Origin of the sequence: Pseudomonas sp. PDM13 (assembly GCF_025685765.1) — a bacterium.
In the GTDB taxonomy this organism is placed as follows: Bacteria; Pseudomonadota; Gammaproteobacteria; order Pseudomonadales; family Pseudomonadaceae; genus Metapseudomonas; species Metapseudomonas solani.
In genome coordinates this window covers 167470-182153 of record NZ_JAOTQU010000002.1, presented here as the reverse complement: position 1 = coordinate 182153, position 14684 = coordinate 167470, and the positions used below count along the sequence as shown (strand labels likewise).

The 14684-nt window shown below is 70.4% G+C and carries 11 protein-coding genes and 1 pseudogene; 7 read left to right on the top strand and 5 right to left on the bottom strand.

Going from position 1 to position 14684, the window contains the following annotated elements; all coding sequences use genetic code 11:
• Positions 1-72 precede the first annotated feature (72 nt).
• A complete protein-coding gene (gene recC / locus OEJ36_RS02785; protein WP_263400301.1) occupies positions 73-3321 on the bottom strand; it encodes an exodeoxyribonuclease V subunit gamma in 3249 nt (1082 codons plus the stop codon).
• A gap of 261 nt (positions 3322-3582) precedes the next feature.
• On the opposite strand from recC, the gene OEJ36_RS02780 reads away from it, so the two are divergent.
• Together OEJ36_RS02780 and OEJ36_RS02775 are read left to right on the top strand one after the other, a co-directional pair.
• Positions 3583-5280, top strand: a complete 1698-nt coding sequence (locus tag OEJ36_RS02780; protein ID WP_263400300.1) for a Na/Pi cotransporter family protein — start codon at positions 3583-3585, stop codon at positions 5278-5280.
• 44 nt (positions 5281-5324) lie between these two features.
• On the top strand, positions 5325-6353 hold the full coding sequence (locus OEJ36_RS02775) for an AraC family transcriptional regulator (RefSeq protein WP_263400299.1): 1029 nt from the start codon (positions 5325-5327) through the stop codon (positions 6351-6353).
• Here OEJ36_RS02775 and OEJ36_RS02770 read toward each other — a convergent pair.
• The 4 genes from OEJ36_RS02770 to OEJ36_RS02755 all read right to left on the bottom strand — a co-directional run bounded on the left by OEJ36_RS02770 (position 6350) and on the right by OEJ36_RS02755 (position 8683).
• Entirely contained in the window at positions 6350-6523 is a 174-nt protein-coding gene (locus tag OEJ36_RS02770; protein ID WP_263400443.1) for a hypothetical protein, read from the bottom strand. The two genes, OEJ36_RS02775 and OEJ36_RS02770, sit on opposite strands and share 4 nt — an antisense overlap.
• Positions 6520-6750, bottom strand: coding sequence for an antitoxin (locus OEJ36_RS02765; protein WP_263400298.1), 231 nt, complete (start codon positions 6748-6750; stop codon positions 6520-6522). The genes OEJ36_RS02770 and OEJ36_RS02765 overlap by 4 nt, the downstream gene beginning before the upstream one ends.
• Before the next feature lie 65 nt (positions 6751-6815).
• Positions 6816-7778 carry an NAD-dependent epimerase/dehydratase family protein gene (locus tag OEJ36_RS02760; RefSeq protein ID WP_263400297.1) on the bottom strand — a complete coding sequence of 321 codons (963 nt, stop codon included), beginning with the start codon at positions 7776-7778 and terminating at the stop codon, positions 6816-6818.
• Positions 7766-8683, bottom strand: a complete 918-nt coding sequence (locus OEJ36_RS02755) for a bile acid:sodium symporter family protein (RefSeq protein WP_263400296.1) — start codon at positions 8681-8683, stop codon at positions 7766-7768. The genes OEJ36_RS02760 and OEJ36_RS02755 overlap by 13 nt, the downstream gene beginning before the upstream one ends.
• Before the next feature lie 178 nt (positions 8684-8861).
• On the opposite strand from OEJ36_RS02755, the gene OEJ36_RS02750 reads away from it, so the two are divergent.
• The 5 genes and pseudogenes from OEJ36_RS02750 to OEJ36_RS02735 all read left to right on the top strand — a co-directional run bounded on the left by OEJ36_RS02750 (position 8862) and on the right by OEJ36_RS02735 (position 14605).
• Entirely contained in the window at positions 8862-9167 is a 306-nt protein-coding gene (locus OEJ36_RS02750) for a hypothetical protein (RefSeq protein ID WP_263400295.1), read from the top strand.
• A 165-nt stretch (positions 9168-9332) separates the two neighbouring features.
• Positions 9333-11564 carry a putative bifunctional diguanylate cyclase/phosphodiesterase gene (locus tag OEJ36_RS02745; protein WP_263400294.1) on the top strand — a complete coding sequence of 744 codons (2232 nt, stop codon included), beginning with the start codon at positions 9333-9335 and terminating at the stop codon, positions 11562-11564.
• Positions 11507-12244: pseudogene (locus tag OEJ36_RS30525) on the top strand (PAS domain-containing protein); the annotation flags it as partial. The gene OEJ36_RS02745 and the pseudogene OEJ36_RS30525, both read left to right, overlap by 58 nt.
• Positions 12245-12268: 24 nt before the next feature.
• Complete coding sequence (locus tag OEJ36_RS30520) at positions 12269-13153, top strand: methyl-accepting chemotaxis protein (RefSeq protein WP_411860960.1); 885 nt, start codon at positions 12269-12271, stop codon at positions 13151-13153.
• A 60-nt stretch (positions 13154-13213) separates the two neighbouring features.
• A complete protein-coding gene (locus OEJ36_RS02735) occupies positions 13214-14605 on the top strand; it encodes a M16 family metallopeptidase (protein WP_263400292.1) in 1392 nt (463 codons plus the stop codon).
• The last annotated feature ends 79 nt before the right edge of the window (positions 14606-14684 follow it).

Sequence of the window (14684 nt, the reverse complement as noted above, 5' to 3'; positions counted from 1 at the left end):
AGGGCCGATTCCTATACATGTCGCGTCTGACCTGCATAGGGATATGCACAAACGCATCACTGTCGCCACGGTTCACGCGTCGTCCTCCTCGTCATCTGCCAGGGCGTCCAGCGCCGGGCCGAGGAGGGTTTCGGCGAGGCGCTCGAAGCGTTCGTCCAGCGGGTCACGGTCGCGGAAGGCGAGGGCGTACCAGGGGTCGCGGGATTCGCCCACGGGACCGAAGTCGATGCCGTCCCAGGCGATGCGCGCCTTGCTGCGGGCGGCGTCGATAGGCTCCTTGCGCCCGGGCTTGCGCCAGCCGGAGGCGAAGCCGTGGCTGGCCTTGGTCAGCAGCGGCAGGGGTTCGCACAGGGCGTCGCGGTAGGCATGCAGCCAGGGCTCCAGCAACGCGGCGGCATTGGCCAGGGGGCCGGCCTGCCAGTCGCCGACGGGCGAGAGCAGGCGGCTTTCACGGGCGATGCCGGGGGTGGCCGAAAGGTTGAGCAGCAGGTGGCGCAGCCAGAAGGGCGCCAGCTCCCATTCGCCGAGGCGGTTGAGGCGCCAGCCGAACAGACCGTCCTCGGTGACGCCGTCCAGCCAGCCGTGGATGCGCACGCCGGCCAGGCTGATGTCCACCAGCAGCGGCTGCGGCGCGCTGTCCGGGCGCGCCTCGAACAGGCGCGGGGCGAAGGCGCGCACCGGACCGCGCAGCTGGCCCCAGAGCGCATGGCCCAGCTCGCCGGTGGGCAGCCAGCCGGCAGCACGGGCGATGCGGCGTTCGTCCAGCTCCGACCAGCCGCGCTCCACCGCGTCCAGGGCCAGCTGGCGCAGGCCGCGCCAGGCAGGGCCTTCCAGGGCGAAGGGCTCGTCGCTGGCCAGGGCCTCCTCGGCTTCGGCCAAACGCAGGCCCAGGCGCTGTTCGAGGAGGAAGCGCGCCGGGTGGCGGAAGCACTGGATCAGTTGCGCCGGCTCCAGGGTCAGCCAGTCGGCGTCCGGTTCCGGCAAGGGCAGGGCGAAGGGTGCATCCGGCTCCCGGGGCACCTCCGCCAGGCGCTGGGCGGCACGGAACCAGGGGGCGGAGAAACCGGCGTGGCGCCCGCCGGCGAAGTTGCCGGAGGCGAAGGGCTGCAGCGGGTGGCTGATGAGCACCCGCTGGCTGGCCTTGGTCTCACCGGCGGTGGCGGTGAGGTCGATGGTTTCCAGCAGTTCGCTGATCAGCACCGAGGGCGGGAGGTGCGCGTTGTCGCGCGGGTCGCGGCCAACGTAGCTGAGGTAGAGGCCATCGCGCGCCGATTGCAGGGTTTCCAGCAACAGGTAGCGGTCGTCGAGGCGCCGCGCGCGGTCACCCCGGCGCGGCTTGCGGGTGATCAGGTCGAAGCCGGCGGCCGGGGTGCGGCGGGGGAAGGCGCCGTCGTCCAGGCCCAGCAGGCACACCAGGCGGAACGGCAGGCTGCGCATGGGCACCATGGTGCAGAAGGTCACCGCGCCGGTGAGGAAGCCCGAGGCGCCGCTGCCGGCGTCCAGCGCGGCCACCAGTTGCTGGCGCACCAGGCTCATGTCGATGGGCCGTTCGATGCCCGCCGCCTCGGCCTGCTTGCGCAGATCGCCGCAGACCTGGGACAGCAACAGCAGGGTGTCGCCGGCTTCCCGCTCGTCGAACAGCTGGTCGATCAGGCCCTGCAGGGTCTCGGCCCAGTCCGCCAGCGGGCGCGGGCGGGCCAGGTCGTCGGCGAGATGGCCGAGGCGCTGGATGAAACCGGCCAGGCGCCCGAGCAGTTGAGCACGGGCGCCTTCCAGCGCATCCAGCGGCCAGCTGTCGCCGAGCAGCGGCGGGGCATCGCCGGCCAGCCGCGGCGGTGCGGCGAAGCCCAGCACCAGGCGCTCAAGGCCCTGGCGCCAGCTGAAGGCGTCCTCTTCCGGCAGGCCCAGGCGGGCGCGGTGGCGACCATCGCGGCCCCAGCGCACGCCGGCCTCACGCAGCCAGTCGCGCACCAGCGGCAGATCCTCGGCCTCGATGCCGGCACGCACGGCCAGGGCCGGCTGCTCCAGCCAGCCGAGCAGCTCCTCGGCGGCGAAGCGGCTCTGGGCCAGGTCGAGCAGGGCGAGGAAGGCCTCTACCAGCGGCAGCTCGGCGCGCAGGCTGCGGTCGGCCAGGCTGAAGGGGATGCGCGGCACGCCCTCGCGGGGGGCGAACACCGCTTCGATGTAGGGGGCGTAGCGCTCGATGTCGGGGGTCAGTACCACCACCTGGTCGGGGGTCAGCCCGGGGTTGGCGGCGAAGCGCGCCAGCAACTGGTCGTGCAGCACCTCCACTTCGCGCAGGGGCGAGTGGCAGACGTGCACTTCCAGGGAGCGGTCGTCCTCACGCAGGGCCAGGCGCTCGTCGGCGTGGCGGGTGCGCAGGCGCAGGATGTCGTTCTGGATGGCCTGCAGCAGGCTGCCGTCGGCCAGGTCTTCGTTCTCGGCGTAGATGCCGACTTCCTGGCCGCCGAGGGTGAACAGGGCGTCGAAGAAGTCGCGCCCCTGCTTGCCCAGGCTGGCCAGCAGCGGGTGGCCGACGTCGAGGTACCAGTCGTCGATGCCGGGCTCCGGCAGGGCGGCCAGTTCGCGGATGTCGCGGATATCGCCCCAGGCCTCACGGCAGGGGTTGAGGGCGAAGAGGATGACCTCGCAATGCCGCGCCAGCCCTTCTAGCACGCGCATATGGTGCGGCGGCAGGCTGCTGATGCCGAAGACGATGAGGCGCTCCGGCAGGCCGTCGATGGGCGCGTCGTCGCGCAGCCGCGCCAGCAGGTCGCCCAGCAGGCGCGCGCGGTGCGGGTGGCCGTCGGCGGTCAGCTCACGCCAGAGCAGCGCCTGCCACTGTTCGTCGTTGCCCAGGCCGAGCAGCTCGCCACGTTCCCAGGCGGCCAGCCAGTCGTCGCGGTACAACAGGTACTGGTCGAGCACGTCGGCGATGCGCGCCGCCAGGGTCAGGCGCCGGCGCTCGTCGCCGCCCTCCAGGTATTGGGCAAGACGCGGGGTACGTTCGAGGTTGTCCGGCTCGCACAGCCAGTCGTAGAGGCGCCAGGTCAGGGTCACCGGGTTGAAGGCGGACTGCGGCGGCAGCTCGCCGAGGGCCTGGCGGGTGAGGTCCCAGATGAAGCGCGCCGGCAGCTGGATATCGAGCTGCATGGCGATGCCCTGGCGTCGCGCCAGTTGCAGCGTCAGCCAGCGCCCCATGCCCTGGCTCGGCACCACCACGCGGGACGGCGCCAGCGGGTCGCGCTGGGGCTGCACGAGCAGGCTGCAGGCCAGCTCGCCGAGGCTTTCCAGGTCATTGGCGTGGTAGAGGTTGAGCATCGAGAGGTCGCGTCCGCCGGGTCGGTACAGGTTATCAGTTCGACGAGGCTACCGGCACCGCGCGACAAGGCCTGTCGCCGTCGATGAACAAGGCAGGGCGGCGGTTTTACGACTTAACTTGCAAGTAGAAAAGGTGACGGGCACGGGTGAACGGGACGCGGGCCGGCAAGTCAGAATATGACGATCATGTTACAACCCCACCCCCAAATAGCCGCTCCACCTCCAGGAGCGGCTCATGTCGTTACCTTAAGGAGGGAACCGATGCTGACACTGCTCAACCTGCTCTCCGCCGTGGCCTTGCTCGTGTGGGGCACCAATATCGTCCGCACCGGCATTCTCCGGGTCTTCGGCAGCGACCTGCGCCGCTGGCTCAGCCACAGCATGAAGCGCGCGCCCATGGCCTTCGCCGCCGGCATCGGCGTCACCGCCCTGGTGCAGAGCAGCAACGCCACGGCGCTGCTGGTCACCTCCTTCGTCGCCCAGGGGCTGATGGGGCTGTCCTCGGGCCTGGCGATCATGCTCGGCGCCGACGTCGGCACGGCGCTGATGGCGCGGGTGCTGACCTTCGACCTGTCGTGGCTGTCGCCGCTGCTGATCTTCTTCGGGGTGGTGTTCTTCCTCTCGCGCAAACAGACCCGCGTGGGCCAGCTCGGCCGCGTGGCCATCGGCCTGGGGCTGATCATCCTCGCGCTGCAGCTGATCGTCGCCGCCGCCGAGCCCATCACCACCGCCAAGGGCGTGAAGGTGCTGTTCTCCTCGCTCACGGGCGACGTGATGCTGGACGCCCTGACCGGCGCGCTGTTCGCCATGGTCACTTACTCCAGCCTGGCCGCCGTGCTGCTCAGCGCGACCCTGGCCGCGGCCAAGGTGATCCCGCTCAAGGTCGCCCTGTGCCTGGTGATCGGCGCCAACGTCGGCAGCGGCATCCTCGCCATGATCAGTGCCACCTCGCAGAACGCCGCCGGCCGCCGGGTGGCCCTCGGCAGCCTGCTGTTCAAGCTGGTGGGCTGCCTGCTGGTGCTGCCGGTGGTGGGGCCGGCGGCGGAGTGGCTGGACAGCTGGAGCTTCTCCACCGCCGAGCTGGTGATCGCCTTCCACGTTCTCTACAACAGCGGGCGCTGCCTGCTGATGCTGCCGCTCACGCCCTACATGGCGCGCTTCTGCGACTGGCTGCTGCCGGACCGCGAGCAGGCCACCGACGTGGCCAAACCCCGCCACCTGGACAAGAGCGCCCTGGACACACCCAGCCTGGCCCTGGCCAACGCCGTGCGCGAGACCCTGCGCCTGGGCGATATCGTCGAGCAGATGCTGCACAACCTGCTCAAGCTGATGCGCGGCGGCGACGCCCTGCTGGGCAAGGAGATCCACCGCCTCGACGACGATATCGACGCCCTCTACACCGCCATCAAGCTGTACCTGGCGCGCATGCCGCGGGAAGACCTGAGCGAGCGCGACAGCCGCCGCTGGGCCGAGATCATCGAGCTGACCATCAACCTGGAGCAGGCCGGCGACCTGATCGAACGCATGGTCGGCGACGTGCAGCACAAGAAGACCTCCCAGCAGCGCTCCTTCTCCGAAGCCGGCCTGGCCGATATCGCCGAGCTGCACCAGCAACTGGTGAACAACCTGCGCCTGAGCCTCTCGGTGTTCCTCAACGGTGACCTGGAGAACGCCAAGCGCCTGCGTCGTGCCAAGCAGCGCTTCCGCATCCTCGAACGGCGCCTGTCCCACGCCCACGTCGAGCGCCTGCATCACCAGGTGGTGCAGAGCATCGAGACCAGCGCCCTGCACCTGGGCCTGATCAGCGACATGAAGCGCCTCAACTCGCTGTTCTGCGCCATCTCCTATGCGGTGCTGGACAACCCCGACGCGCCGCCGGTGGCCCTGGAGGACGGTGGCGTCGAGCCGCTGGTGGAGGACGATGTGGACTATCAGCCGGATGTCGGCTCCCATCGCTGAACAGGGCCCTTCCTGAGTCACGGCGGCTTGGGCAGAATCCCCCCATGAGCCCAACCGCCGCAGCACCCGACCAGGCCTCGGTCAGCGCCAGCCTGACCCAGGCCATCCTCCACGCCGCCGAGAGCCTTGGCCTGCCACGCGCCGAGCTGCTGGCCGCCAGCCGCCTGGACGACGCCCAGCTGCGCGACCCCGACGCGCGCATCCCCTTTCCCGCCCAGGAAGCGCTGTGGAGCGCCATCGAATCGCGCCTCGCCCATCCCGAACCCGGCCTGGTTCTGGGCCAGGCCCTGGCGCCCGGCCAGTTCAGCGTGCTCGGCTACCTGCTGCAGAGCAGCCCGACCCTGGGCGACGCCCTGGAGGCCGAGCTGCGCTACCAGCGCCTGGTGGGCGAGGGCGGCACCCTGGCGGTGGAGAACCGTGGCGACGAACTCTGGACCCTCTACCGCCCGCTGCACCCGCAGCTGCCCGCCACCCGCGCGCGGGTGCTGGCGTTGATGGCCTTCTGGATGCGCCTGATGCAACCGCTGCTGGATGACTTCCGCCTGCTGCGCGCCTGCTTCATCCATTCGCAACCTGAAAGCCTGGCCGCCTATGAGGACTGCTTCGCCTGCCCGCTGGAGTTCGACGCCGCCGACTACGCCCTGGTGCTGCCGCTGAAACTGCGCGGCGCCGCCCTGCGCCAGGCCAACCCGCCCCTCCAGGCACTGCTGCGCCAGCACGCCGAAGCCCTGCTCGCGCGACTGCCCAGCGAAGGCCTGCGGGCCCGCGTGGTGGCCCTGCTGAGCGCCCAGCTGGCCCATGGCGAGCCGGACCGCGGCGCCCTCGCCTCCGGCCTCGGCCTCAGCGAGCGCACTCTGCAACGGCGACTGGCCGAAGAGGGCAGCAGCTACCAGCAGCTGCTCAGCGACACCCGCCTGCAACTGGCCGAGCGCCACCTGCAGGAGGGCAGCCTGCCCATCGCCGAAATCGCCGTGCTGCTGGGCTATTCCGAACCCAGCGTGTTCTTCCGCGCCTTCCGCCAGTGGACCGGCAAGACGCCGGGGGAATATCGCCAGGGCCTGCAGCCCCGCTAGCGCCCCGAAGAAGCGGGCGCGACCCAGTTCTCCACGAGCCCCGGCACACGGAGGAATTCACGCTCGTTGTTGGTGATCAGCACCCAGCCCCTGGAGCAGGCATGGGCGGCGACCTCCGGCAGGAACTCGACGCGTATCAGGCTGGTAAGCCTTTCCAGCTTCTTGATCAAAGCGCTTCTCGATCCTGGATCGGTAGCTCCTCGCGGCCTTCCCCGAGGAAATCCCGGGACAACTCGGCCAGGGTGTCGAAGATCACGGTGGCATCCTCCGGCACCTCGCGCAGGATGATCTCGTTGCCACGGCGGAAGATCTCGACCCTGTCCACCTCCAGGCGGAACTCCTTGGGCAGGCGAACCGCCTGGCTGTTGCCTGACTGGAATACCCGTGCGAATGCCATGGCTGGCCCTCCCTGAAAATATATAGGTCGAGCATATACGCCTGGAGAAGGCTCACAGGGCGGGGTTAGGCCTTGGTCGCCACACCCCGCGCATCGAGGAACGCCAGGAAGGCTTCGCGGCTGGAGTACTGCGGCTGGTAGCCGAACTCCTCCTTCAGGCGGCGGTTGTCGAGCACCGGGCGGTAGCGCAGGAAATCCAGTTGCTCGGGGCCGTAGCGGGTCAGGCCGAGGGGCTTGAGCAGCGCCAGGGTGGCGAGGATCAGCGTCGCCGGCAGTGGCCGGTAGGGCTTGCCGAGGATGGCGGCGATCTCGGCCATGCTCAGCGCACCGTCGCCGGCCAGGTTGTAGATGCCTTCGGCACCGCGCTCCAGGCCCTGGAGGATGATCGCCACCACGTCCTGGTCCCAGATGAACACGAAGCGGCTGTCATGGCCGCGCACGCCCATCACCGAAGGTTTGTCGAAGAGCGCGGTGATCTGGTTGTCCACCCGCCGGCCGAGGATGGTGCCAGGGCGCAGCACCAGCTGGCGCAGCTGCGGGTGGCGTTCCCGTGCCTCGGCTAGCAGCTCCTCCACCTCGCGCTTGTGGCGGGCATAGGCGAAGGCGTCATGGCCGCGCAGCGGGTCGGCCTCGTCGATCCACTCGGCGTTTTCCGGGTAGTAGCCGTAGGCGGCGCCGGAGCTGGTCACCACCAGTTGCCCAACGCCATGGGCGGCGGCGGCCGTGACCACCGCGCGGGTGCCTTCGACGTCGATGGCGTGCAGGGTCGCCTCGCTCATCCCCGGCGGCGGCGTCACCACCGAGGCCAGGTGGACGATGGCCTGGGGCTGCCAGTGGGCGATGCAGGCGTCCACCGCCTCGGGCTGGGCGATGTCCAGCTGCACCTCCTCGACGTTCGCCGCGCGGGCGGACGCCGGCAGCGGGCGGATGTCCGCGGCCACCAGGCTCCAGTCGGGATGCCGGGCAGCCAGCGCCTCCAGCAGTTGATGGCCGATGTAGCCGGCGGCGCCGGTGATCAGGACGCGCATGGCACACCCCCCTCGGCGACTGGCAATGGCCGGTTGCGCCAGAAGGCCACCAGCAGCAGGCCGCTGACCAGGTGCCAGGTACCCCAGAAGGCCGCCACCAGGGCCATGTTCGGCTCACCGCCGAACTGGGCGAAGATCAGACCGAGGGCCAGGCCGGAGTTGTGCATGCTGATCTCGATGACCATGGCCCGCAGGTTGGCGCCGCGCTGGCGGGCGAGCTTCGCCATGGCCCAGCCGAGGACGATGGCGCTGGCGTTGTGCAGCACCACGATGAAGAACACCAGGCCGAGGTTGTCGACGAACATGCGCCAGTTGCCGGCCACCGCGCCGCCGACGAAGACCACGAAGGCCACCAGCGAGAAGCGCTTGAACCAGGGCATCACCCGCTCGGCCAGGCGCGGCCACAGGTTGCCCACCAGCATCCCCGCCAGCAGCGGCAGGCCCAGCAGCAGGACCACGCTGACGAGGATGCTGCCGCGGTCCATCTGCAAGGCGCTGAGGCGTCCGGCCAGGTAGGCGGAGGCTTCCGGGTTGAGGCCGCTGGTGAGGGCGAAGTTGAGCGGCAGCAGCACCAGCGCCAGCAGGCTGGACAGCGCCGTCATGCTCATCGACAGCGCGGTGTTGCCACGCGCCAGGTGGGTCATCACGTTGGACAGGTTGCCCCCCGGGCAGCAGGCCACCAGCAGCAGGCCCAGCTCCAGCCCGGGATGCAGGTCCACCAGCAGGGTCACCGCCAGGGTGGCCCAGGGCAGGATCAGGCACTGCCCGAGCATGCCGGCGAGCACCGGCTGCGGCTGGCGCAGCACGGCGAAGAACTGGCCGATGCGCAGTTCCAGGGAAACACCGAAGATCATTACCGCCAGCACCAGCCCGAGGATGAGCTGCTGGTTCGCGTCGTAGTTCATGGCAAGGCGCCCGTGGTTCTTGTTATGGCCGCCACTTTAGCGGTAGCCACGGCGCACCGGCAGTGGCCGAGCCCGCCAGGCGGCGTGGCGATTCGCGACAGACTGACGCCGGTCAATGCCCGCCAACCGGGCGATGGCTAGAGTTCATAGCCAATTGCCATCAGCCGTAGCCCCGACCATGGACAGCTCCGATCCGCCGATCGCCGCCATCACCGATCCTGCGCTCGCCTGCCTGCTGCGCGAGATGCTGCCCGCCATGGGCGTCGTCTGCGAAGTGCTCACCGAGACCGGCCAATGCCAGCGGGCGCCCCTGTGCCGATGGCTCAAGGACGCTCCCCTCAGCGAGACGACCCGATTGCGCATGCTCCTCGACGAGACAGTGACGGTACTCGACCGCACCCGCCACGCCTTCAAGTCCCGGGAACTCGGGCGCTTGCGCCGACGCCTGGAACAGGCGCTGGAAGAGTTGTCGGGCCCGGCCTGACTGGTGTACAACCTCGCGCTGCAAGGTTCCGCCAAGGGCGGGAACCGGCTTTGCCGGGCAGGACGCAAGGGCCTGCAAGACAAGGCGCCACGCGTGGCAGTTCACCCAGAACTGCCACCCGTGGCGCCTTTTTTATTGCCTGCAGGTTTTCACGAGGGACGAGGGATGGGGCTGGAAACACAACTCAAAGGGATGCTCGGCAGGATCGGCCTCGGCCGCCGCGAGATCGACCAGCGCTGCCGCTACCTGGACTGGCAGGCGCTCGACGCCGCACGCCTGAACCGCCAGGCGGAAGCGGTGGAAGCCCTGCACAAGGTGTTCGTCGAGAGCCTCTATGCGCACCTCGACAACTTCGAGCCGACCGCCAGCATCCTCCGCGACCCGGCCACCCTGGCGCGCCTCAAGGCCAGCCAGCTGGACTACTACCAGCGCCTGTGGAAAGGCCCCTACAACCGCGACTACGTCATGCACCGCCTGCAGGTCGGCCTGGTGCACCAGCGCGTGGGCGTAGAGCTGAAGTGGTACCTGGGCGCCTACCGCCTGTACCTCGACCAGATGCTCACCGGCCTGCTGGGAGACAGCGAAACCACCCGCACCCTGGGCAGCCTGATGAAGGCGGTGTTCTTCGACATCGCCCTGGCCATCGACACCTACAGTGCCGCCCAGCGCCAGGCCCTGGAGGACAGCGAGGCGCGCTTCGCCCGGGCCCTGCGCGGCGCCAACGACGGCCTCTGGGACTGGGACCTGGAGCACGACCGGCTGTACATCTCCGAGCGCTGGGCGAGCATGCTCGGCCGCTCCCGCGATGCCTTCGGCGAGAGCAGCGCCGGCTGGTTCGCCCGCGTCCACCCCGACGACCTGCCGGCCCTGCGCCAGGCCATCGACACCCACCTGCGGGGCGACAGCCCCTGGCTCAGCCACGAGTACCGCATGCGCCAGCAGGACGGCAGCTACCTCTGGGTGCTGGTGCGCGGCGTCGCCGAAGGCAAGCGCATGGCCGGCTCGCAGACCGACATCAGCCAGCGCAAGGCCACCGAGCACCAGCTCAACCACGCGGCGCGCCACGACCCGCTCACCGGCCTGGCCAACCGCCTGCGCCTCGACGAGCTGCTGCAGCACGCCCTGCAGCGCCAGCTCAAGCCCGGCGCGCGCCAGGCGGCGCTGCTGTTCATCGACCTCGACCGCTTCAAGCTGATCAACGACAGCCTCGGCCACGCCGTCGGCGACCGCGTGCTGGTGGAAGTGGCCCACCGCCTGGAACGCTGCCTGCGCCCGGGCGACCACCTGGCGCGCTTCGGCGGCGACGAGTTCGTCGTGCTGCTGGACGACCTCGCCTGCCTGGGCGATGCCGAAGTGGTCGCCCAGCGCATGCTCGACAGCCTGCACCAGCCCCTGCACCTCGACGAGCGCACCCTGGTGGTCAGCGCCAGCATCGGCATCACCGGCCTCCAGGCCGAGGGCCAGACCATCGATGCCCTGCAGGCCGCCGACCTCGCCCTGTACCGCGCCAAGGAAGCCGGCAAGGCGCAGATCGCCCGCTACAGCAGCGAGCTGCAGGCCGCCGCGAAGAACCGCCTCGACCTGGAAAGCGCCCTGGCCCAGGCCCTGGCCCGCGACGAGTTCGAGCTGCATTACCAGCCCATCTGCCGCATCGACCAGGGCCCGCCGCTGCTGGTGGGCGTCGAAGCCCTGCTGCGCTGGCGCCAGGGCGACCGCCTGGTGCAGCCGGCGCAGTTCATCCCGGCGCTGGAGGAATCCGGCGAGATCATCGCCGTCGGCGACTGGGTGCTGCGCGAGGCCTGCCGCCAGACCCGCGCCTGGCAGCTGGACGGCCAGCAGCACCTGCGCTGCTCGGTCAACCTCTCCAGCCGCCAGCTGCACCAGCCGGGGTTCGCCGGGCGGCTCAAGGCGATACTCCAGGAATCCGGCCTGGCGCCGTCCAGCCTGGTGCTGGAGATCACCGAAAGCCTGCTCATGCAGGACGGCGCCGACACCCTCGCCTGCCTGCGCGAGCTGGCCTGCCAGGGCGTGCGCCTGGCGCTGGACGACTTCGGCACCGGCTACTCGTCCCTGGGCTACCTCAAGCGCTTCCCGCTGCACATCCTCAAGGTCGACCGCAGCTTCATCGACGGCGCCCCCGAAGACCCCGAGCTGCGCGCCATCTCCCGCGCCATCATCGGCCTGGGCGCCAGCCTCGGCCTGGAAGTGATCGCCGAAGGCGTCGAGCGCCCCGAACACCTGGACTTCCTCGCCACCGAGGACTGCCACTACGCCCAGGGCTACTGGTTCAGCCGGCCGCGCCCGCCCCAGGCCCTGGAACGCCTGTTCAACGGCGAAGAATGTTTCGACGGGCACTGGTGCCTGCTGCCCGAAGCCACCACGAGAGCGACCTCATGAAACGCAACCTGCCGGTCAGCGGCCGCGCCATCGCCTTCGCCGCCAACGCCAACATCCTCTCCACCACCGACCTCAAGGGCGTGATCACCCACGTCAACCAGGACTTCGTCGACGTCAGCGGCTTCAGCCGCCCGGAGCTGATCGGCCACAGCCACAACCTGGTGCGCCACCCGGACATGCCCGCCGCCGCCTTCGCCCACCTGTGGCAGACGCTCAAGGCCGGGCGCAGCTGGATGGGCCTGGTGAAGAACCGCTGCAAGAACGGCGACCACTACTGGGTCAGCGCCTTCGTCACCCCGGTGGTGCGCGACGGCCAGGTGCTGGAATACCAATCCGTGCGCACCAGCCCCAACGCCGAGCAGATCCACCGCGCCGAACAGCTCTACGGGCAACTGGAGGCCGGCCGCACGCCCCTCCGCCTGCGCGCGCCGCAATTGCCGCTGCACCTGCGCCTGCTCGCCGGGCCCGCCCTGGGCAGTGCGCTGGGCCTGTTCCTGTACCCGGCGCTGGCCCCTTGGGGCGCCTTCGCAGGCCCCGCGTCCTGGGCCATCGCCCTGGGCTGCGCGGGCCTGTTCCTGCACCGCCAGCTGCGCCCCCTGCGCGACCTGCTGCGCCACGCCCGGGCCATCGCCGACAACCCGCTGAGCCAGGCCGTGTACGGGCAGCGCAGCGACGAGTTCGGCCAGCTGGGCTTCTGCCTGCAGATGCTGGAGATGGAAACCGGCGCGCTGGTCGGGCGCATCGCCGAGTCCTCGCGCCAGCTCGCCGAGCACGCCGAGGAACTGGCCGCCGCCGTCGCCCACGGCAGCGCCGGCAGCCATCGCCAGCAGCTGGAAACCGACCAGGTGGCCACCGCCGTCGGGCAGATGGCCGGCAGCGTCCAGGAAGTGGCGCGCAACGCCCAGCAGAGCGCCTGCGCCGCCGACCAGACCGACGACGCCGCGCGCATCGGCCAGCACGAGGTGGGCGCCACCCGCGCGCGCATCGCCGAGCTGGACGAGGAAGTGCGCAACGCCACCCGCGTGGTGCGCGAGCTGCAAGACCACAGCAGCGAGATCGGCCAGGTGCTGGACGTGATCCAGGGCGTGGCCGAGCAGACCAACCTGCTGGCCCTCAACGCCGCCATCGAGGCCGCACGGGCCGGTGACGCCGGGCGTGGCTTCGCCGTGGTCGCCGACGAGGTGCGCGCCCTGGCCGGGCGTACCCAGCAGTCCACCGCGCAGATCAACCAGATGATCAACAGCCTGCAGAGCGGCGCCGAGCAGGCCGTTGCGGCCATGCAGCGCAGCTGCGTGCAGGCCGAAAGCAGCCTGGCCCAGGCCCAGCGCGCGGCCGAGTCCCTGGAGCGGATCAACCAGCAGGTGGGCGCCATCAACGGCATGAGCCTGCAGATCGCCAGCGCGGTGGAGCAGCAGAGCGCCGCCAGCGAGGAGATCCAGCGCAGCCTGGCGACCATCCGCCGCGCCGCCGACGACAATGCCGCCAGCGGCCAGTGCAGCCAGCGCAGCGCGGGCGAGGTGGCCGGCCTGGCCGCCGACCTGCGCCAGCTGGCCCTGCAGTTCTGGAGCAGCCGCCGCGGCCTGGGGTGATTGCGCAAGGGCGGGGGCGATCCGCTATGCTCGGCGCTTCCTCCCAGCCAGACCCTCGCCATGCGCTACCTGCTCTGCCTGCTGCTTTTGCTCGGTGCCTCGGCACAGGCGTTCGACCGCGACCGGGTCGAGGGCTACGACCTGCAGAACGGCTTGCAGGTGATCCTCAAGCCCACCCCCGAGCGCGGCCATGTCGCCATCCGCCTGGTGGTGGGTGTCGGTTTCGACGATTTCGCCTGCCCCGACAAGGAGCTGCCGCACCTGCTGGAACACCTGTTCTTCAGTGGCCTGGGCGGCGCCGGCGAGGCGGACCTGGAAGCGCGCATGCAGGCCCTGGGCGGCGAATGGAACGCCTTCACCAGCGCCAGCGACACCGCCTTCGTCATCGAGGCGCCGGCACAGAACCAGCGCAAGGTGCTCGACCTGCTGCTGCAGGTGCTCGGCGACACCCAGCTGACCGACGCCCGCATCGCCACCGCCAAGCAGGTGGTGCAACGCGAGGGCGGCGGCCACTACTCGCACCTGGAACGCCTGCTGGACCGCCAGGACCTCGGCCGCGAAGCCCACGACCAGCTCGCCGTCGAACTGGGCCTGGCCTGCGCCGAGCGCCCCCAGGTGGAGCACCTGCAGCGCGAGGCCCTGGAAGCCCTGCGCCGCGACTGGTACGCCCCCAACAACATGAGCCTGATCGTGGTCGGCGACCTCGACCGCCTGCTGCCGGCCTTCATCGAGCGGCGCTTCGGCGCCCTGGCTCCGGTGGAGGTGCGCGAGCACCCGGCCCTGCCGGAAAGCAACGACAACGCCGCCGAGCGCCGCACCCTGCGCCGCGGCCTGGTGGGCCAGAGCGCCACGCTGCACTGGATCTACCGCGAGCCGGAGGTGGACGGCGCCGACTACGCGGCCTGGGAGCTGCTCAAGGACTACCTGGACTGGGAGCTCTACCAGCAGCTGCGCATCCAGAACGGCCTCTCCTACGGGCCCTGGACCGAGCGCCGCGCCTTCGGCGGCGAAACCTTCCTCAGCCTCAACGCCGACCTGGAGCGCAGCGACGTGGAACCGGCGCTGCAGGTGCTGGGCAAACTCACCACGCGCCTGCGCGACCAGGGGCTGGACCGCGACAGCTTCGAGCGCCTGAAAAACCTCGCCATCAGCCGCCAGGCCTGGTCGGCACAGGGCAACTCGGCGCTGGCCGACTACTACTGGAACTCCCTGGGCGATTACCAGGAAGGCCGCTTCGGCAACGAAGCCGACGCCCTGCGTGCGGTGACCCTGCAGCAGGTCAACGCCATCGCCCGCGAGCTGTTCCACGAACCGGGCTACATCCGCGTCGAGCAACCGCTGCTGGGCTACGACCAGCTGGCCTGGCTGCTGCCGGCCCTGCTGGGCCTGGCCCTGCTCGCCGCCCTGCTGTGGCGCGGCCGGCGCCCGGGCACGCGCCCCGCGCCCGCCTGATGCACTGGCCGTCGGCTGCGGCGCCGTGCGCCTTCTCAGTCCGGCGAGCGGGCAGTATCCTGCGGCCCCCGCAGCTTTC

What these genes read in the sequence shown, in the direction of transcription:
- OEJ36_RS30520 (WP_411860960.1), top strand. Translation starts at nt 12,269, where the DNA reads ATGCTGGAGATGGAAACCGGCGCGCTGGTCGGGCGCATCGCCGAGTCC.
- OEJ36_RS02780 (WP_263400300.1), top strand. Translation starts at nt 3,583, where the DNA reads ATGCTGACACTGCTCAACCTGCTCTCCGCCGTGGCCTTGCTCGTGTGG.
- OEJ36_RS02765 (WP_263400298.1), bottom strand. Translation starts at nt 6,750, where the DNA reads ATGGCATTCGCACGGGTATTCCAGTCAGGCAACAGCCAGGCGGTTCGC.
- OEJ36_RS02750 (WP_263400295.1), top strand. Translation starts at nt 8,862, where the DNA reads ATGGACAGCTCCGATCCGCCGATCGCCGCCATCACCGATCCTGCGCTC.
- OEJ36_RS02745 (WP_263400294.1), top strand. Translation starts at nt 9,333, where the DNA reads ATGGGGCTGGAAACACAACTCAAAGGGATGCTCGGCAGGATCGGCCTC.
- recC (WP_263400301.1), bottom strand. Translation starts at nt 3,321, where the DNA reads ATGCTCAACCTCTACCACGCCAATGACCTGGAAAGCCTCGGCGAGCTG.
- OEJ36_RS02775 (WP_263400299.1), top strand. Translation starts at nt 5,325, where the DNA reads ATGAGCCCAACCGCCGCAGCACCCGACCAGGCCTCGGTCAGCGCCAGC.
- OEJ36_RS02735 (WP_263400292.1), top strand. Translation starts at nt 13,214, where the DNA reads ATGCGCTACCTGCTCTGCCTGCTGCTTTTGCTCGGTGCCTCGGCACAG.
- OEJ36_RS02755 (WP_263400296.1), bottom strand. Translation starts at nt 8,683, where the DNA reads ATGAACTACGACGCGAACCAGCAGCTCATCCTCGGGCTGGTGCTGGCG.
- OEJ36_RS02760 (WP_263400297.1), bottom strand. Translation starts at nt 7,778, where the DNA reads ATGCGCGTCCTGATCACCGGCGCCGCCGGCTACATCGGCCATCAACTG.